This is a genomic window from Salinivibrio proteolyticus (assembly GCF_027286365.1).
Classification (GTDB): domain Bacteria; phylum Pseudomonadota; class Gammaproteobacteria; order Enterobacterales; family Vibrionaceae; genus Salinivibrio; species Salinivibrio proteolyticus.
In genome coordinates this window covers 1,485,870-1,504,098 of record NZ_CP114584.1, presented here as the reverse complement: position 1 = coordinate 1,504,098, position 18,229 = coordinate 1,485,870, and the positions used below count along the sequence as shown (strand labels likewise).

Here is an 18,229-nt window from a genome sequence, read left to right as displayed (position 1 = left end):
ATGTCTTTGGATTATTTCTATTGTAATGGTCTTGTTGTTTGAGATGCAGTGATTTATGGAAAACAAAGCTGATTTTTACCGTCTGTTAACCCAACAAGCGGTTGCTTTATGTGAGGGCGAGCCAAGTTTGATTGCAAAACTGGCGAACGTGAGCGCATTACTGAATAGCCAACTTGAAGACATTAACTGGGTGGGTTTTTACTTGAGTGATGGCAAAGAGTTGGTGTTGGGACCATTTCAGGGGCTGCCGGCGTGCGTTCGGATCCCATTTGAAAAAGGGGTTTGCGGTGCCGCCTTTAGCCAAGATAAAGTCATGCGGATTGAAGACGTACACGCATTTGAGGGGCATATCGCCTGTGATGCCGCCAGTAACGCTGAACTTGTCGTCCCGGTTAGAATCGACAACCAACTCCAAGCTGTGCTTGATATTGATAGCCCAACCGTGGGTCGTTTTGACCAAGAAGATGAACAGGGCCTGACTACCTTGGTCAAAGAAATGCAAAAACACCTGTAATTTCGTCAATCTCGGTAGTTTTTTAATATCAGGTATCTATAATACGCACCACTTTCATACTTAAATACACGTAGATATTCTGCTGCAGCTTGACTACAGCAGGCCAGGAAAAAACATGGAAAATACTGAAAAGCTCGCGAACAGCAAAGAAGTCATTGCCTACATTGCTGAACGTTTCCCTAAATGTTTTACTGTTGAAGGCGAAGCCAAGCCACTAAAAATTGGCATTTTTCAAGATCTTGCAGAACGCTTGAATGATGACCCTAAGGTAAGCAAAACCCAATTGCGAGCCGCGCTTCGCCAGTACACGTCTTCCTGGCGTTATCTGCACAGCGTGAAACCGGGTGCGTCACGCGTCGATCTTGATGGCAACGCGTGTGGTGAGCTAGAACAAGAGCATATTGATCACGCGGCTCAAACTCTTGCTGAAAGCAAAGCGCGTGCGGCGGAACGTCGTAAGCAACAAGCGAAAAAAGCAGACGGTCAAGGCAAAACGCCAGCCAAAGGCAAAAAAGCGGCAGCTCAAACGGCAAAAGCTCGTACGAGTAAACCAAAGCCAGCTAAAATGACTAAGAAAGCTAAAGAGCCACGTCGCGAACTCAGCGCCAGCGACGTTGTCGTAGGAAAAGACGTAAATGTGAACATGGGCAATGGTAATCTACCAGCGACCATTGTTGAAATTAACAAGGATGAGGTGCGTGTTCGTCTTACTAACGGTTTGACCATGTTAGTGAAAGCGGAGCACCTCAGCGCCTAAAGGAGACTCCTCGACGCATGTTTTGTCGACGCCGCTTTTCGGCTATCGCTGCCAGCTTGATGCTGGCAGCGTCTGCCCAGGCCGTAGAGGCCAACTTTCAACTCAGTGATTTGCCAACACTTTCCGCTGAACCCCAACACAAAACCGCTTCAAAGCGTGTCACCTCGCGCTTTACTCGCTCGCATTACAAGCAGTTTTCTCTCGACGATGCTTTCTCGGCCGGGATCTTTGAGCGTTATCTCGAGACGTTAGATTACAACCGTGTCTTTTTAACCCAGAGCGATGTCGATACCTTATCGCGTTGGAAAGATCGGCTGGACGATCAGCTCAAAGAGGGGGAAACCGACGCAGCCTACGAAATCTACAATTTGGTACTCAAAAAGCGCTTTGAGCGATACCAATACGCACTCGAGGTTCTCGATAAGCCGTTTGATTTCTCTAAAGACGAGTCAATGGTTCTCGACCGTACCGAACTGCCTTGGGCGGCCAATGAGCAAGGACTCGATGCGATTTGGGATAAGCGGATTAAAAATGATGCGTTGAATCTCCGTCTAACGGGGAAAGACGATGACGATATTCGCGAAACCCTAGGTAAGCGCTATAACAGCGCATTGAAGCGCCTCACCCAAAGTCACAGTGAAGATGTGTTTCAAGTCTACATGAACGCCTTTGCGCGAGAAGTGGACCCGCACACTAGCTATCTCTCTCCACGTAATGCTGAGCAGTTCCAATCTGAGATGAACCTGTCACTCGAAGGGATTGGTGCGGTGTTGCAGGTGAAAGATGAATATACAGTGATTCGCTCGCTGGTGGCCGGTGGTCCTGCCTCTAAGTCTAAACAGTTATCGCCGGGAGATCGCATTATCGGTGTCGGTCAAGAAGACGAGGCGGTGGTGGATGTGATTGGCTGGCGACTCGATGATGTCGTCGAGCTGATCAAAGGACCTAAGGGAAGTGAGGTCCGGCTACAGATTTTGCCTGAAGGCGCCAACGCTAAAAGTTACAGCGTCACTATTACCCGTGACAAAATCCGCTTAGAAGACCGCGCGGTCAAATCCGACGTGATTGAACGTGGCGATCAAAAAGTAGGGGTGCTGACGGTACCGGGCTTTTATGTCGGCTTGGCTGAAGATACCAAGAAAGAGTTGGCAGCGCTCACTGCGCAAAATGTCAGTGGTATCGTGGTGGACTTGCGTAATAACGGTGGCGGCGCTTTGAGTGAAGCAACAGCGTTGAGTGGCTTGTTCATCGACAAAGGTCCGATTGTGCAAGTGCGCGATAGTTACGGTCGAGTTAAGGTCAATAATGATAGTGATGGCAAGAGTTTCTACAACGGGCCGATGACGGTACTGATTAACCGTTACAGTGCGTCGGCGTCAGAGATTTTTGCCGCGGCCATGCAAGATTACCACCGTGCGATTGTGCTTGGCGAACAGTCATTCGGTAAAGGTACAGTGCAGCAGCACCGCTCGCTAAATCATATTTATGATTTGTTCGAAAAGCCTTTAGGTTACGTGCAATACACCATTCAAAAATTCTATCGCATCAGTGGTGGCAGTACCCAAAATAAAGGCGTGGTACCCGACATTGCGTTTCCATCGTCGGTATCCCCCGATGAAACCGGTGAGAGCATGGAAGACAATGCGTTGCCATGGGATCAAATTGCCCCTGCGGAATACTCGGCAATGAAGCTGCCTGATGACGTGATTGATGCGTTGACCAAGCGCCATCAAACCCGTATTGCCTCAGACCGTGAGTTTGGTTTTATCCGCGAAGACATTACGCTTTATCAGCAGGAAAAAGATAAAAACAGTATTTCCTTGAATGAGAAAGTGCGTCGGCAGGAAATGGATCGCGAGGATAAAGAACGTTTGGCGCGCCTAAATGTACGTCAAAAAGCCATGGGCGAACTGCCGTTTAAATCGCTCGAGGATGTGCCGAAGGATTACGAAGAGCCGGACGCCTACTTAGAGGAAGCGGCGAGCATTACCAATGATCTTGCCTCCCTAATCGCTAACCGTTGATCATCCTCGGTTGGTGTCACGACAAGCCTAGGCAATTGCCTAGGCTTTTTTTATGACATGGAGATGACGTGCCGATATTGATGAACCGATAAAACGAGATCAATATCAAAAAATTGTAGCATTTTGAGATCTGCGTCTAACCTTATTGATAGGAATAACGGTCAGTGGGGTGAGTTATGCGTCTCTTACTTGGGTGTATGTTAGCGATCATCGTGTCGCTTCCGGTTCGTAGCGAAGAGCTCTCTCGCGTGGATTTCCCATTACTGCTGGGAGATTGGTATTGGTTTAGCGACATGCCCGTTGAGCAAGCCCCACATCCTTACAAAGCGATTAATCTGTCTTTTAATTCCAATTACGAGTTTCGTATCGATTTGTTGCGTCATGATGGACAACTCGAAACCGCTGCAGGGCAGTACGACATCAACGAGAACATATTACGCCTGTACGATAATGAAGGCATCGAGCAGCGGCATGCCTATCAGCTCAATCATAACCAATTGCAATTGCAAGGTGCGGTCTTTACCAAGCTCCTGCCAGAAGATTTAAGCGGTTTGTGGCGTTCCCACAGCATCTCAGGCGAAGATGTGAGTGAACACGTTGACGGAGTATCGCTGCAATTACGGCCTGACTTCTTATTCGCGATGCAGGTGCGCGGGGATGATGGGAGCTCAGTTACTCATCGCGGGGTCTATTTGGTGGAAGGCGACAACCTGATGTTGATCTACCGTAACGGTCGGCACTCATCGCAATTCCAACTGGCGGCAGATACCTTGCGGTTAACCAATGATGTGTTTGGGATGGAAGCGATTCTGGAACGGCAATAGTGCGCCAAACAAGACAATAAGCCATCACGCGCTGAAAAAAATGCCCGCATCACAGCGGGCATTTTTGTACCTGATTCTTTTAATCAATCAGTCTAAATGCGGCTTTCAGCGCACTCAAATGCGCCTCGTCTTTACAAATTGCTTTGTTTGGCTCATCGGAGATTTTGGCGACGGGTTTGCCTTGGCAGCTAGTGAGTTTGATCACCACGTTAAGGGTTTTCACATCGGGTAGATCACAGGTTAATTGGGTACCAATTCCAAACGATGTTTGCACCCGTCCTGAAAAATGGCGATAGATATGAATAGCCTTGGCTAACGTGAGGCTGTCAGAGAAGACCAGCGTCTTAGTGTCAGGGTCTATATCATGATGCTGGTAGTGGGCAATGGCTTTTTCTCCCCAAGCGATGGGATCGCCACTGTCATGACGCAGGCCGGTAAAGGCTTGCGAGAGTTCGCTGTCAAAATCACGAAGGAAAGCATCCATATTGATGCAATCGGTCAGGGCGATGCCCAGACTGTTTGGATATTCCTTTAACCAAACACGTAGCGCGAGCTGTTGTGAATCGGCCAACGCTCCCGCCAGCTGCTGATGCGCTTGAAACCACTCATGAGCTTGGGTACCAACTGGGGGCAGGCCAAGCTCTTTCGCTAACCAAACATTGGAGGTGCCTTTTAGCGGGGGATAAGCGGCTTTCAGGCGTTTAACGATGGCGTAGTGCACATCACGCGAGAAGCGGCGACGTGTGCCAAAGTCGACCAATTGAAAGTCATCGGCAAAGCCGTCTTCGGGTAAATGATTCAGTTTCTCCTCGAGTCGGGCGAGTGCGTGCTCCACCCCGTACGTGGGGTAGCAGATGCGATTCCGTAACTCACAGATAATCGCGAGTAATGGCACTTCCCAGAGAATCACTTCGCACCACGGACCAGCAATATGAATCGCCAGCTGTCCTTCTTCGATAGTGACAGTGACTTGCTCTGGGCGAAGCTGAAAGTACTTCAGGTATGAGAGAAAATCTGCTTGATAGAGCTCGAGCGAGGCCAGATAATTTAACTCCTGCTCAGTAAAGCGCAGTAAGCCTAGCGCGTTCACTTGCGCTATCACCGCGTCTTTTAGCGGAGTCAAATTCTCATCACTCCGACAATAGAAGTCCGCGGTGACGTGAACGTCACGATAGTGATGAAAGACGGCTTGCTGCATATTCAGCTTGTATGCGTCCGTATCCAGCAGTGAAGTGATGATCGGATTGTGCATGCGTGTGGAACGCCTTACGTGTTACAAAACGAAATTGGCGTCATAGTACCGCAATTTCTGTAAAATTTAACCGTCGTCACATTATATTTCCTGCCGGATTGGCAGCCTGCGTTGACAATATGCTGCACAATTCGCCAATTTGAGAGGTTTTATCGTCACATTGACAGTTTGTGAGGCGTTTTTTACACATCGCATACGCAAACAATTGATAACAAAGTGTTAAACCTATAGTCATCTTTTTGCGAGCGCGGTATGGTATAGCACGCTGCTCGCCAAGGTTGGCGTCAGGCAGTCACTGACACGATTTGTTGGCTGAGGTACACCCAATAATAAGGATTCAACATGTCTCAACAACCCACTGCGAAATATCGCAAAGATTATCGCGCCCCTGATTTTACCATCACTGACCTAAACCTAGAATTTGATCTTGAGCCAAACGCAACCTTGGTAACGGCCGTGAGCCAAGTGAAGCGTTTAAATGACAATGCGACTGACATTGAACTGGATGGCGAAAACCTAAAGTTAGTGCGTATCGACATCAATGGCGATGCATGGACGGCCTACAGTGAAGAGTCAGGCAAACTCATCATCCGTGATGTGCCTGCGGCGTTCACGCTCACGATCCAAACCGAGATCGACCCAGAAAATAATTCGGCCCTTGAAGGTTTGTATATATCAGGCGGTGCGTATTGCACGCAGTGTGAAGCAGAAGGCTTCCGCCGTATTACTTACTATCTCGATCGCCCGGATGTCTTGGCACGTTTCACCACCAAGGTGATTGCGGATAAAGCGTCTTATCCATACTTGCTGAGTAACGGTAACAAAATTGCGTCGGGCGAGTTGGATAACGGTCGTCATTGGGTTGAGTGGCATGACCCGTATGCAAAGCCAAGCTATCTGTTTGCGCTAGTTGCTGGTGATTTTGATGTGTTGCGTGATAGCTTTGTGACACGTTCAGGCCGTGAAGTGGCCCTCGAAATTTTCGTAGATAAAGGCAACTTAGTTCGCGCCGATCACGCCATGGTTTCGCTTAAGAATGCGATGAAATGGGATGAGACACGCTTCGATCTTGAGTATGACCTTGATATCTACATGATCGTGGCCGTTGATTTCTTCAACATGGGTGCCATGGAGAACAAAGGCCTAAATATCTTTAACTCCAAGTATGTGCTTGCCAATGCAGAGACGGCAACCGATGCCGACTATTTGGGGATTGAGGCGGTTATTGGTCATGAATACTTCCATAACTGGACGGGGAACCGAGTCACCTGTCGTGATTGGTTTCAGCTGAGCCTGAAAGAAGGGTTAACGGTTTTCCGCGATCAGGAGTTTTCGTCTGACTTGGGCTCTCGCTCGGTCAACCGTATTGAAAATGTTCGCGTTATGCGCGGGCCTCAATTTGCTGAAGATGCAAGCCCGATGTCGCATCCGATCCGCCCGGAAAAAGTGATCGAAATGAATAACTTCTACACCCTTACCGTCTATGAAAAGGGTAGTGAAGTGATCCGCATGATGCACACCATTCTTGGCGAAGAAGGGTTCCAAAAAGGTGTGAAGCTCTACTTTGAACGCCATGATGGCACCGCTGCAACGTGCGATGACTTTGTGCAGGCAATGGAAGATGCCTCAGGGATTGATTTAACCCAATTCCGACGCTGGTACAGTCAATCGGGCACGCCGGTTCTCAATGTATCTTCAACCTATGACGATGCCACTAAACAACTGGCATTGCATGTGAAGCAACATACGCCAGCAACGGCCGATCAAGCGGAAAAACTACCATTGTATATTCCGCTCGATATTGAACTATATCGTGCAGATGGCAGTGTTATTGAGTTACAGCGTCACGGAGAACCTGTACACCATATTTTGGCGGTGACTGAAGCAGAGCAAACCTTTATTTTTGATGCGGTGGATGAGCAGCCAGTGATTTCGTTGCTACGCGAGTTCTCGGCACCGGTGAAGCTTGAGTATGATTACCAAGATCAAGACCTAACCTTCTTGCTGCAATACGCGCGCAATGATTTTGCTCGTTGGGATGCCGGACAAAGTTTGCTAGCAAAACACATCAAGGCCAATGTGGCACGCGTACAAAATGATGAAAAGATAGTGATCCCAGCGTCAGTGGTTGATGCTTTCCGTGGAGTACTACTGAGCGAGAACACTGAACCGGCATTGATTGCAGAAGTGCTCAAGTTACCTTCTGAAAACGAAGTGGCGGGCTGGTTTGATGTTGTGGATGTGGATGCGATTCATAGGGTCATGGCTGCTTTCAAACAGCAATTCGCGGATGAAATGGTTGATGAGCTGGAAACGGTTTATCGCCAATATACGCAAGCGTCATATGAAATCAGCCATAAAGCGATTGGTGAGCGTGACTTACGCAACACGTGTTTAAGCTATCTTGCACATACTGAAAACGGCAATGATTGGGTCGAAGCACAATACCGTAATGCCAACAACATGACCGATACAATGGCAGCACTGCATGCGGCCAACGCCGCGCAACTGCCATGCCGCGAGTCCTTGATGAAGCACTTTAGCGACCAGTGGCAGCATGACGGGCTAGTGATGGATAAGTGGTTTGTGCTGCAAGGTATAAATCCGGCAGAACATGCCTTGGAAGGGGTGAAAGCACAAATGGCTCATCCGGCATTTAGCCTTAAGAATCCAAACCGAACCCGTAGTTTGATTGGTGCCTTTTGTTCGCGCAACCCCGTGCACTTCCACGCTAAAGATGGAAGCGGCTACCGATTCTTGAAAGAGATCTTGGTAACGTTAAACGAATCGAACCCGCAAGTGGCTTCTCGTTTAATCGATCCATTGCTTAAACTGGCGTATTACGACACTGAACGTCAGCAGCATATGCGCCAAGTACTACAAGAGTTGGCTGACATGGATAACTTGGCTAACGATTTGTACGAGAAAGTGCAAAAAACGCTCGAACAATAGGGCGAGCTAATCGTGACCCAATGATCATCAAGCCGTCCAATTTGGGCGGCTTTTTTGTTACCCTTTGCAGAGAAAAAATGACTGAGCATCAACACGATGGATTATCGTTTTAACGTCAATATTTCCTATTCAGAGTATCAGCTCTATTACAGTGGCGCCGCGTCGAGTGTGGTGGTTACTACCGATAAGGGATTACGCTTGCAAATTCCCGCCGCACGCTTTCGTCCTTATCTCTCACAACTCGGTATCCGAGGCCGTTTTAAACTTACCACCGATGAGGAGAATCGCTTTCGCTCTCTCGAGCGCATCGCCTAACCAAACGTAGCAAAGGAAATAGCTACACCAGTCACATTCTCGCGAAATTCGTATAAATCCAGCTGTTTAGATATAACGTTTTTGTGTAGCAAGCCTTACACTAGGCAGTGCGTATGTTAACGCAATGTTTACCTCTAATACTTACTACAAAGATAACGTCTAAAAAAGGACTACGGAGTTCCAGAATGACCTCGCGTGACCCTATAGTACCGGTGTTACTTGAGAAAGTTTATCAACTGATTGCCGATAAACTGGATGATACTCAACAGCCACTCGTCGATGCATTAGCCAAAAGGATATTGGGTCAAATTTCTGATAATGATTTGCAGGAGCGCAATGAATCAGATCTCTATGGTGCCGTGATGAGCATGTGGCATCACCTCAACACATTCGAACAAGATAAAATATTCGTTAAGGTCTTTAACCCCAGCCTCAGTGGTAACGGTTGGCAATCAACCCATACCATTGTCGAAATCCTCGCCCCGGATGCGCCGTTTTTGGTAGATTCCGTCCGTATGGCCCTCAATCGATTGGGGATCACGACACACCTGATGCTAAACACGCCCGTGAAAGCGTTGAAAAACCAACAAGGTGATGTGGTTGAGATCAGCGGTGAAAATGGCCAATTCCAAAGCACTTTCCACATCGAAATCGATAAGATGTCAGAAGATGCTGAAATGGCAGCGTTGGAAAAAGAGCTCCATGAAACGCTAACCGATGTGGTGATGGTCGTGAATGATTGGCAGCCAATGCGCAAGCAAATGCTGTCTTTGGTGAAATCACTGAAAGAGGACACGCTGCCGTTTGATGATGAGCGCCGTCAAGAAGCGATTGAATTTCTGACTTGGATTACCGAAAACAACTTTACCTTCATGGGTTACAAGTGTTTTGACCTTGTGGCCGTTGAAGGGGACTATGAGCTTCGCGCCTCCAGTGAATGTGATGCACTCGGTCTGGCCAAAAAGCACAAATCACCGAATGTGGTGCGCTTGTCGGAAATGCCCGAGTCTGCGCGTGCAACGGCATTAAAGAAAGAGCTGTTGGTACTGACCAAAAGCAATGCGAAATCCCGTGTGCACCGACCTGCCTATGTTGACTATATCGGCATCAAAAAATTTGATGCGCAGGGAAATGTGATTGGTGAGCATCGCTTTACGGGGTTGTATGCGTCATCGGCGTATAACCAATCGACCTCCAGTATTCCGGTATTACGCAATAAAGTACGCCGCATTTTGGATAACAGCGGCTTCTATCAAGAGTCACATTCGTGGAAAGCACTGGCGAACATCCTCGAAAACTATCCACGTGATGAGCTGTTCCAAGCGACCGAAGATGAGATGCGTAATGTCGGTATGGGCGTCGTGCAAATGCAAGACCGTGACATGCTGCGTGTGTTTGTCCGTCGCGATCCGTTTGGCCGTTTCTTCTCATGTATGGTGTATATCACGCGTGAGCGGTACAACACAGAATTTCGTCGTCAGACGCAACGTATTTTCCAGCAGTACTTTGGTTCTGATCAGGATGTTGAGTTCAACACCTTCTTCTCTGAAAGCCCATTGGCACGCACGCACTACATTGTGCGGGTCGATAATAACAACTTCGATATTGATGTGAAAAAGATTGAGCAAAACCTTACCGAAGCGGCTTCATCATGGGATGACCGTTTACAAGAAGCGGTGATTGCCAACTTTGGCGAAAACCGAGGTACGCCGATCGCGAAGCGTTACCTACGTGCGTTCCCTCGTTCCTATAAAGAAGCGATGTTGCCTGGTTCTGCGGTGGCTGATATTGAACGTTTGGAAGGCTTAAGTGACGACCATAAGTTGGACATGTTGTTCTATCGTCCACAAGAGGTGAGTCATCACTCGAATGCGGTGAGCTTGAAACTGTTCCAAAAAGGCGAGCCGATCCACTTATCCGATGTAATGCCAATGTTGGAAAACCTCGGTCTGCGTGTCATTGGTGAGTCGCCGTATGAAGTCGAAACCAGTCATGGTGACATCTATTGGATTCTCGACTTCTCGATGTTGCACAGTGCCGGTTCAGCCTTCAACTTGTCGAAAGCGCGGGATCGTTTCCAGCAGGCCTTTGCTGATATTTGGCACGGACGGTTGGATAACGATGGGTTTAACCGTTTAGTCTTGAATGCAGGGCTATCGGGCCGTGAAGTGACTATCCTTCGTGCCTATGCGCGTTATATGCGACAAGTCGGTTTTCCGTTTAGTCAGGCATACATTGAAGAGACGCTGGCATCCCATCCTGATCTAGCGAGTTTGCTGGTTCAACTGTTCAACAAACGGTTTGATCCGGCAGCGAAGAATACCCAGCGCGCGCAAGACAAATTGATCGCCCAGATCGAAGACGCGCTTGAGCAAGTGGAAAGTCTGGATGACGATCGGATTATCCGTCGTTATATGGAAATGATGTTGGCGACATTGCGCACCAACTTCTTCCAAAAAGACCCAGAGAATGGCCTGGATAAGCCGTATCTATCATTAAAATTGCAACCTGCAGACATTCCCGAGATCCCTCAACCGGTGCCAGCCTACGAGATCTTCGTATACTCACCCGATGTGGAAGGTGTGCATCTGCGCGGGGGGAAAGTCGCTCGGGGTGGTTTGCGTTGGTCAGATCGTCAAGAAGACTTCCGTACCGAGGTGCTTGGCCTCGTTAAAGCGCAACAGGTTAAAAATACCGTGATTGTGCCGGTAGGCGCGAAAGGCGGATTCGTCTGTAAACGCCAACACCAGTTTACCGGTCGCGATGAGATCTTTGCTGAAGGTCAACGCTGTTACCGTATTTTCATTCAAGGCCTGTTGGATATTACGGATAACATCATCGAGGGCGAACTAACCCCGCCAAATGAGGTGGTGCGCCATGATGATGATGACGCTTATCTGGTGGTTGCGGCGGATAAAGGCACGGCAACCTTCTCTGATTTGGCGAACAGTGTCTCAGCACAATACAACTTCTGGTTAGGGGATGCCTTTGCCTCTGGTGGCTCCAATGGTTACGACCATAAGAAAATGGGTATTACTGCGAAAGGGGCCTGGGAGTCGGTAAAACGCCATTTCCGCGAAATAGACATCGATTGCCAGACGACAGATTTTACCTGTGTCGGTATTGGTGACATGGGCGGCGATGTATTCGGTAATGGCATGTTGCTTTCTAAGCATATTCGCTTAGTTGCGGCCTTTAACCATATGCATATCTTTATTGACCCAGATCCGGACGCCGCAAAAAGTTGGAAAGAGCGTGAGCGTTTATTCAACTTGCCTCGTTCTAGTTGGGAAGATTATGACAGTAAGCTGATCTCAAAAGGCGGGGGCGTTTTCTCTCGTCGTGCGAAATCCATCACCTTGACGCCAGAGATCCAAAAGCTATTGGGTACGCGCAAGCAATCTATGGCACCGAACGACTTGATCAAGCAGATCCTACAAACCAAAGTGGATCTTCTTTGGAATGGCGGGATTGGGACGTACGTGAAAGCCGCAAACGAGACCCATACCGAAGTGGGTGATCGTGCGAATGACGGATTACGTGTTAACGGTAAGGAAGTGGGTGCGCGCATTATCGGTGAAGGCGGTAACCTCGGTATGACGCAATTAGGGCGTATTGAATACGCACTAAAAGGTGGTCGCGTTAATACTGACTTTATTGATAATGTGGGTGGCGTTGATTGCTCGGATAACGAAGTAAACATCAAGATCCTATTGAATGGCTTGGTGGCATCCGGTGATCTTACCTTGAAAAAGCGTAATCAACTGCTGGAGAAAATGGAGAATGATGTTTCTGAGATTGTGCTGGAAGATGCCTACAGTCAAAGTGAATCTATCTCTGTCACGCACAACCAGCAAGCGTCGTTGCTCAAAGAGCAGATCCGCTTTATTCATTATCTCGAGAAAGAGGGCAAGTTAGACCGTGCGCTTGAGTATCTGCCTGATGATGAAACGCTCGCGGAACGTAACTTGCGTGGAAATGGTTTAACACGTCCAGAAATTGCGGTGCTGGTCGCGTACGGCAAAATGGTGTTAAAAGAGCAGCTGGTGGTCGATGAGGTGACACAAGATAGTCACTTTGGTCAACTGCTCCCCGGTTATTTCCCGAAGGAGTTACAACGTCACTATCGTCAAGAGATGGAGTCGCACCCACTGCGTGGTGAGATCATTGCGACTGTGCTGGCAAACCAAATGTCGAATGATATGGGCTTTAACTTTATCACTCGTATGCAAGACGAAACCGGTGCCAGTGTTAGTGACATTGCTAAATCTTACGCGATTGCTCGTGAAGTCTTTGGTTTCGAAAAGATATTTGATGATGTTCGCGCATTAGATAACCAAGTGAGCGCGTCCGTTCAATACGACATTTTGTTCCGTTGTCGTCGCATGTTGCGTCGTGCGACTCGCTGGATGCTTCGCAACAAACGCAAAGGCGAGAGCATTGAAGCGCAAGTAGCGTTTTATCGTCCTGCGTTACAAAACTTGGCAGCGAACCTGGATAGCTACTTGGTCGACAGTGAGATTAAAGAGCACGACGATCAGGCGGAGAAACTGCGCAAAGCGGTTGTACCCGACGAGTTGGCAAGCAAAGTGTGCCGCTTGACCAGCATCTTCTCGGGCCTCGACTTGGCGCAAGTATCCGAGCAGCTAGATAAACCGTTCGAGCTGGTGGCACGCTTGTACTATGTGCTGGGTGATACCTTATCGCTGCATTGGTTCTTGAAACAAATCAACAACCAACCGGTCGACAACCACTGGCAGGCGCTTGCACGTGCTTCATTCCGAGAAGATTTGGATTGGCAGCAACGTTTGCTGACTGCGCGCATTGTTTCAGAAATGGATCCGAAACAAGATGCAGAAGCAGGACTCGACGCTTGGATGGAGGAGCATGACATGATTCTGGGCCGCTGGCGCAGCATTGTGGATGAGTTCAAAGTCGGCTCGGTCCATGAATTTGCGAAATTCTCGGTTGCGCTGCGCGAATTATCGCTTTTAAATTTGAATTAAAGCAGTAATAAGGCAATAATCTAGCCCCGTTTATAACGGGGCTTTTTTATTAGGAGGGATAATGCTATACCGCCTCGCCAGACCGGCAATCTTTCAATTGGATCCAGAAAAAGCACACGACGTCACGATCAGCTCGCTTTCCCGTTTTCATTCGACCCCCCTTCGTTTTATCTACTCTCAGCATCTTCCTCCTCGTCCTGTTACCGTTATGGGACTCAACTTCAAAAACCCCGTTGGTCTTGCCGCAGGGCTTGATAAAAATGGTGAGTGCATAGAAGCGTTTGGAGCGATGGGATTTGGCTTTGTCGAAGTCGGAACGGTGACACCACGACCACAACCAGGAAATGATAAGCCGCGATTGTTCCGCATCAAAGATGCAGAAGGGATTATTAATCGCATGGGCTTTAATAACCTGGGTGTGGATGCGCTGATTGAAAACGTTAAAAAAGCCAAAGGGTTTGATGGGATCCTAGGCATCAATATCGGCAAAAACAAAGATACGCCGATTGAGAAAGGCACGGATGACTATGTCATTTGTATGCAAAAGGTATATGCATACGCCGATTACATTGCGGTGAATATCTCGTCTCCCAACACGCCTGGGCTGCGAAGCTTGCAATACGGTGAAGCGCTAGATGAATTGCTGAGTACCTTGAAAGCGGAACAAGCGCGCTTGAGTGAAGAGCAGGGTAAGTATGTGCCGCTTGCGGTCAAGATAGCACCTGATCTGACTGAAGAGGAAATTGAGCAAGTTGCGCAAACATTAGTGCGGAATCAGATTGATGGGGTGATCGCCACGAACACCACCTTAGATCGCGCACTGGTTGATGGTATGCCACATTACCAAGAAGCGGGCGGTCTCAGTGGTCGACCTGTACAACTGAAGAGCACCGAAGTTATTCGCCGTCTTCACCAAGCCTTAGAGGGTGCCTTACCCATTATTGGAGTCGGTGGGGTTGATTCGGTGATGGCGGCTCGCGAAAAAATGGCTGCCGGTGCTGCGCTGGTACAAGTTTACACCGGGCTGATTTATCAGGGACCGGGATTAGTGAAGCAATTAGTTCGTAATATCTAACCATCACTAAAATTTGTATAAAAAATAAAGGTTTTAACGTGAAAAGGGGAAGGTTTCTTCCCCTTTTTTTTTGCCCTTAAGCCATTACACTTCGGGAATGTGGCACGTTTGGCAAAGCCAGATACCCCATTAGATGTATCGTCGCGGGAGCTGAGTATGTTAAAACCTAACAATGCATGGACATGGTATTTCGACACCGAGTCGGAATCGCTAATGCTTGATTTGGGCGATGACATGCTATTTCGCGTCGCCATCAGTGCCAAACACCTCATCCCCGATGCGTTCTCTGAGTCCCCATTCTCTGTAGAGGACGCATCCCTTTTTCAGAGCATGACAGATACCTTGTCATGCCTCGATTTGTCGGCTCCTCGACGAGCCGAACTCGCTTTGAACGCAGTGGCAGCCTATCGCTTCCACAAACCTATCTTGCCGAAAAGTTGGTTTTTTGACCCTCAGCTTGAACCGCTCTCAGCGCCTGAGTGTGGTCAGGTTGTAGAGCTTCAAAGCCAAGCGGGAGATAGGGCGCCATTTCTAATCATAGAAAACGCAGGCTCGGCTTCATTGTGCATGCTCGCTCGTGAGGCCGATTTTCAGCTTAGCGACAATAAAACCTTGGCGTTTTGTGGTGCGATTAAAGTAATGAACGACCGGTTATCTCAATTCATACCTCAAACAAATAACCGAAAAGGTCGATTTGCGTTAGTGGGCTGAGTATCATTTTTGGTACCAGCCCACGCTTTATTTGCTTCCCCCCTTAAAATCTCCGTTCATCATTCACGAATTTTCTCCGCTTCCTTGGCCAAACTCGTTTCTAATGACGAACAGCCTGTCGATTAAAATGTGATCTGTATCTACTGGTTGAACAAAATTTATTCGGAAAATCGCACGGCCATGAGGCCAATCTGACGTAAAAGACACCGCTTTTGCGGCAATCTATTACCGCTTTCTTCCTATTTTTTCATGTTGAACGCTTTTAAAAATACCATCTGGTATATACCAATTAGAGGTGGGTTTATTGTTGCCTGATGGGATTTAATCTGTCTAGTTAAAAGCACGACCGCCTTGTTTGCGTGAGTTTTGTTCATAGTGAATGCTTACCAATTGCTATGTTGAGTCGCCGCCAACCCTCGCCACGAAAGGGATTTATCCTAGTGTTTCTGTTGAGAAACAGGGTGCGATCGCGGGTAGATATATTTGTTTCTTAATGGAAACAGTTGGCATGGGTAGATTGATTCTTATCAGAAACAAATTGGTGGTGATTATTTCAACAATCAATGTGGATGATGTGGCTTAATCCCACGAGTATGTTCAGTTTGATGTATAATCGGCGCCAATTTGATAAATGACGCCCCAAGGGTGTAGAGAACCAATGAAACACTATCTCGCGATAACCGCTCGAGGCCTCGAGCACTTGCTTGCACAAGAGCTAGAACAACTCGGTGCCACCAACCTCAAACAAGTTCACGCAGGCGTGAAGTTTAAAGCCGACGACGCAACCCTGTATCAGTGTTGTTTATGGAGCCGTATTGCTTCTCGCTTTGTGTTGGTACTGAGTGAGTTTACGGTGCGCGATGATATGGATCTCTATCTCGGCGCCACTGCCATCAATTGGCCGGATTACTTTCATTCCAGTCAGCGTATCGCCGTCGACTTTAACGGGACTAACCGTGAAATCCGCAACAGCCAATACGGTGCACTGAAAGTAAAAGACGCTATCGTCGATAAGTTTGAAAAAATGAACTTCCCTCGACCGAGTATCGATCGCGAGCAGCCCGATTTACGCATTCACATGCGCTTATCTAAAGAGCAGGGCGTGCTCGGTATCGATATGGTTGGCAGTGGTTTGCACCAACGCGGATATCGTACACAAGCTGGTGCGGCGCCATTGCGTGAAACCCATGCTGCTGCACTGGTAAAACGTTGTGGTTGGCAGCCTGAGCAACCGTTTATGGATGTGATGTGCGGTTCAGGCACTTTGGTGATTGAAGCGGCGATGATCGCGGCGAACGTGGCTCCGGGCTTGAAACGGAAACGTTGGGGGTTTGAATCATTACTTGGGTTTGACAGTGACGCTTGGAAGAGCATTAAAGCTGAAGCGAGCGTTAAAGCAAAACGTGGCGTGAGTCAGTGCCAAACTCGCTTTTTTGGCTTTGACAATGACCCGCGGGTGGTCGAAACGGCGAGGGCGAATGCAAAACGCGCTGGGGTTGGCGAACTGATTACGTTTGACGTTGCCGATGCCACTCAGGTTACGCCACCTGAAGACTTTACCGGCGGTCATATTCTCTCTAACCCACCTTATGGTGAACGCCTTGGCACAACCCCAGGTTTGATTGCGCTATATACCCAACTCGGTGATCACCTCAAGCAGAGTTTTGCCGGTAATCAGGTATCACTGTATTCAGGCTCTGAGGAGTTGCTGAGCTGTTTACGTATGCGCGCGGATGACAAGTTCAAGCTACGCAATGGCGCGATTGATTGCGTAATGAAAACATATGGTATTACCGCGCGTGGCGAGAAGCCCCGATCCGACCAGGATAAAGAGGCGCACGGGAGCACGGATGTCGCGCCCGACTTTGCCAATCGCTTGCGTAAAAACATGGCCAAGTTAGATAAATGGGCGAAAAAAGAAGGGTTAGAATGCTATCGCCTATACGATGCGGATTTGCCGGACTATAAAGCGGCCATTGATCGCTATCGTGACTATTTAGTCATTCAAGAGTATGCCGCGCCTAAGACGATTGAACCAGAGAAAGCGCGTCGTCGTTTGCTGGATATGGTTCGAGCATCGATCGCGGTGACCGGGATCGACGTCAACAAAGTTGTCCTCAAAACCCGAGAAAAACAAAAAGGGAATAACCAGTATCAGAAGCTGGCGGCAGGCGAACGTACCATGACGGTCAATGAATATGGGGTTGCCTTGGAAGTTAACCTTTACGACTATCTCGATACCGGCTTATTCCTCGATCATCGCCCCACGCGCAAACTCATTGGCCAGAAGGCCGCGGGGAAAGATGTGTTAAACCTTTTTGCCTATACCGGCAGTGCATCCGTCCACGCGGCGGTTGGGGGCGCTCGCTCAACAACCACGGTCGATATGTCCAAAACCTATTTGGCGTGGGCCGAACGTAATATGAAGCTCAACGGCATTGTGGGTCGTCAACATCAATTTGAAAATGCCGATTGCTTGCAGTGGATCCGTCAATCAGACCGCCAGTTTGACTTGATTTTTATTGATCCACCGACGTTTTCTAACTCCAAACGCATGAACACGACGTTTGATGTTCAGCGCGATCACGTTGATGTGTTGTTAGCACTGAAAGAGCGGCTTCGTCCAGACGGTGAGATCATTTTCTCTAACAACAAACGCCATTTCAAAATGGATACCGACGCGCTGGCTGAAGCTGGGTTACGCGTTGAAAATATAACTAAGCGCTCGATACCAGAAGATTTCGCGCGCAATCCTCACATTCATAACTGCTGGATCATTCGTCACCAAGAGGTCTAAGT

11 protein-coding genes are annotated in these 18,229 nt (G+C 48.4%); 10 read left to right on the top strand and 1 reads right to left on the bottom strand.

The window, feature by feature from the left end:
* Positions 1–55: 55 nt before the first annotated feature.
* The 4 genes from N7E60_RS07210 (at position 56) to N7E60_RS07195 (ending at position 4,119) form a co-directional block, all read left to right on the top strand.
* Positions 56–514: a GAF domain-containing protein gene (locus N7E60_RS07210; protein ID WP_069589071.1), complete on the top strand. Its 459-nt coding sequence runs from the start codon at positions 56–58 to the stop codon at positions 512–514.
* 115 nt (positions 515–629) lie between these two features.
* On the top strand, positions 630–1,271 hold the full coding sequence (gene proQ, locus N7E60_RS07205) for an RNA chaperone ProQ (RefSeq protein WP_069589069.1): 642 nt from the start codon (positions 630–632) through the stop codon (positions 1,269–1,271).
* Positions 1,272–1,288: 17 nt separating this feature from the next.
* Positions 1,289–3,295 (top strand): carboxy terminal-processing peptidase, encoded by a 2,007-nt coding sequence (gene prc / locus N7E60_RS07200; protein WP_269596926.1) that lies wholly within the window; start codon positions 1,289–1,291, stop codon positions 3,293–3,295.
* A gap of 176 nt (positions 3,296–3,471) precedes the next feature.
* Positions 3,472–4,119, top strand: coding sequence for a hypothetical protein (locus N7E60_RS07195; protein WP_077456730.1), 648 nt, complete (start codon positions 3,472–3,474; stop codon positions 4,117–4,119).
* 79 nt (positions 4,120–4,198) lie between these two features.
* On the opposite strand, the gene pncB is transcribed toward N7E60_RS07195, so the two are convergent.
* Positions 4,199–5,371, bottom strand: coding sequence for a nicotinate phosphoribosyltransferase (gene pncB, locus N7E60_RS07190; protein WP_269596924.1), 1,173 nt, complete (start codon positions 5,369–5,371; stop codon positions 4,199–4,201).
* Positions 5,372–5,713: 342 nt separating this feature from the next.
* Between pncB and pepN the strand changes: the two genes are divergently transcribed.
* The 6 genes from pepN to rlmKL all read left to right on the top strand — a co-directional run bounded on the left by pepN (position 5,714) and on the right by rlmKL (position 18,227).
* Positions 5,714–8,323 carry an aminopeptidase N gene (gene pepN, locus N7E60_RS07185; protein WP_269598522.1) on the top strand — a complete coding sequence of 870 codons (2,610 nt, stop codon included), beginning with the start codon at positions 5,714–5,716 and terminating at the stop codon, positions 8,321–8,323.
* Between the two features lie 96 nt (positions 8,324–8,419).
* Entirely contained in the window at positions 8,420–8,638 is a 219-nt protein-coding gene (locus N7E60_RS07180) for a DUF2835 domain-containing protein (protein WP_069587733.1), read from the top strand.
* Positions 8,639–8,823: 185 nt separating this feature from the next.
* Positions 8,824–13,644, top strand: coding sequence for an NAD-glutamate dehydrogenase (locus tag N7E60_RS07175; protein WP_269598521.1), 4,821 nt, complete (start codon positions 8,824–8,826; stop codon positions 13,642–13,644).
* 61 nt (positions 13,645–13,705) lie between these two features.
* Positions 13,706–14,719: a quinone-dependent dihydroorotate dehydrogenase gene (gene pyrD / locus N7E60_RS07170; protein WP_096628402.1), complete on the top strand. Its 1,014-nt coding sequence runs from the start codon at positions 13,706–13,708 to the stop codon at positions 14,717–14,719.
* A gap of 156 nt (positions 14,720–14,875) precedes the next feature.
* Positions 14,876–15,430, top strand: a complete 555-nt coding sequence (locus tag N7E60_RS07165; protein WP_077456720.1) for a cell division protein ZapC — start codon at positions 14,876–14,878, stop codon at positions 15,428–15,430.
* A 658-nt stretch (positions 15,431–16,088) separates the two neighbouring features.
* The gene (rlmKL, locus tag N7E60_RS07160) at positions 16,089–18,227 is read left to right on the top strand and encodes a bifunctional 23S rRNA (guanine(2069)-N(7))-methyltransferase RlmK/23S rRNA (guanine(2445)-N(2))-methyltransferase RlmL (protein WP_269598520.1); all 2,139 of its coding nucleotides are present in this window, start codon (positions 16,089–16,091) and stop codon (positions 18,225–18,227) included.
* Positions 18,228–18,229 lie beyond the last annotated feature (2 nt).

Bases quoted from the DNA above. Each gene is read 5' to 3' on its own strand.
- N7E60_RS07165 (WP_077456720.1), top strand. From the start codon at position 14,876: ATGTTAAAACCTAACAATGCATGGACATGGTATTTCGACACCGAGTCG.
- proQ (WP_069589069.1), top strand. From the start codon at position 630: ATGGAAAATACTGAAAAGCTCGCGAACAGCAAAGAAGTCATTGCCTAC.
- N7E60_RS07180 (WP_069587733.1), top strand. From the start codon at position 8,420: ATGGATTATCGTTTTAACGTCAATATTTCCTATTCAGAGTATCAGCTC.
- N7E60_RS07175 (WP_269598521.1), top strand. From the start codon at position 8,824: ATGACCTCGCGTGACCCTATAGTACCGGTGTTACTTGAGAAAGTTTAT.
- N7E60_RS07195 (WP_077456730.1), top strand. From the start codon at position 3,472: ATGCGTCTCTTACTTGGGTGTATGTTAGCGATCATCGTGTCGCTTCCG.
- pncB (WP_269596924.1), bottom strand. From the start codon at position 5,371: ATGCACAATCCGATCATCACTTCACTGCTGGATACGGACGCATACAAG.
- N7E60_RS07210 (WP_069589071.1), top strand. From the start codon at position 56: ATGGAAAACAAAGCTGATTTTTACCGTCTGTTAACCCAACAAGCGGTT.
- pyrD (WP_096628402.1), top strand. From the start codon at position 13,706: ATGCTATACCGCCTCGCCAGACCGGCAATCTTTCAATTGGATCCAGAA.
- prc (WP_269596926.1), top strand. From the start codon at position 1,289: ATGTTTTGTCGACGCCGCTTTTCGGCTATCGCTGCCAGCTTGATGCTG.
- pepN (WP_269598522.1), top strand. From the start codon at position 5,714: ATGTCTCAACAACCCACTGCGAAATATCGCAAAGATTATCGCGCCCCT.
- rlmKL (WP_269598520.1), top strand. From the start codon at position 16,089: ATGAAACACTATCTCGCGATAACCGCTCGAGGCCTCGAGCACTTGCTT.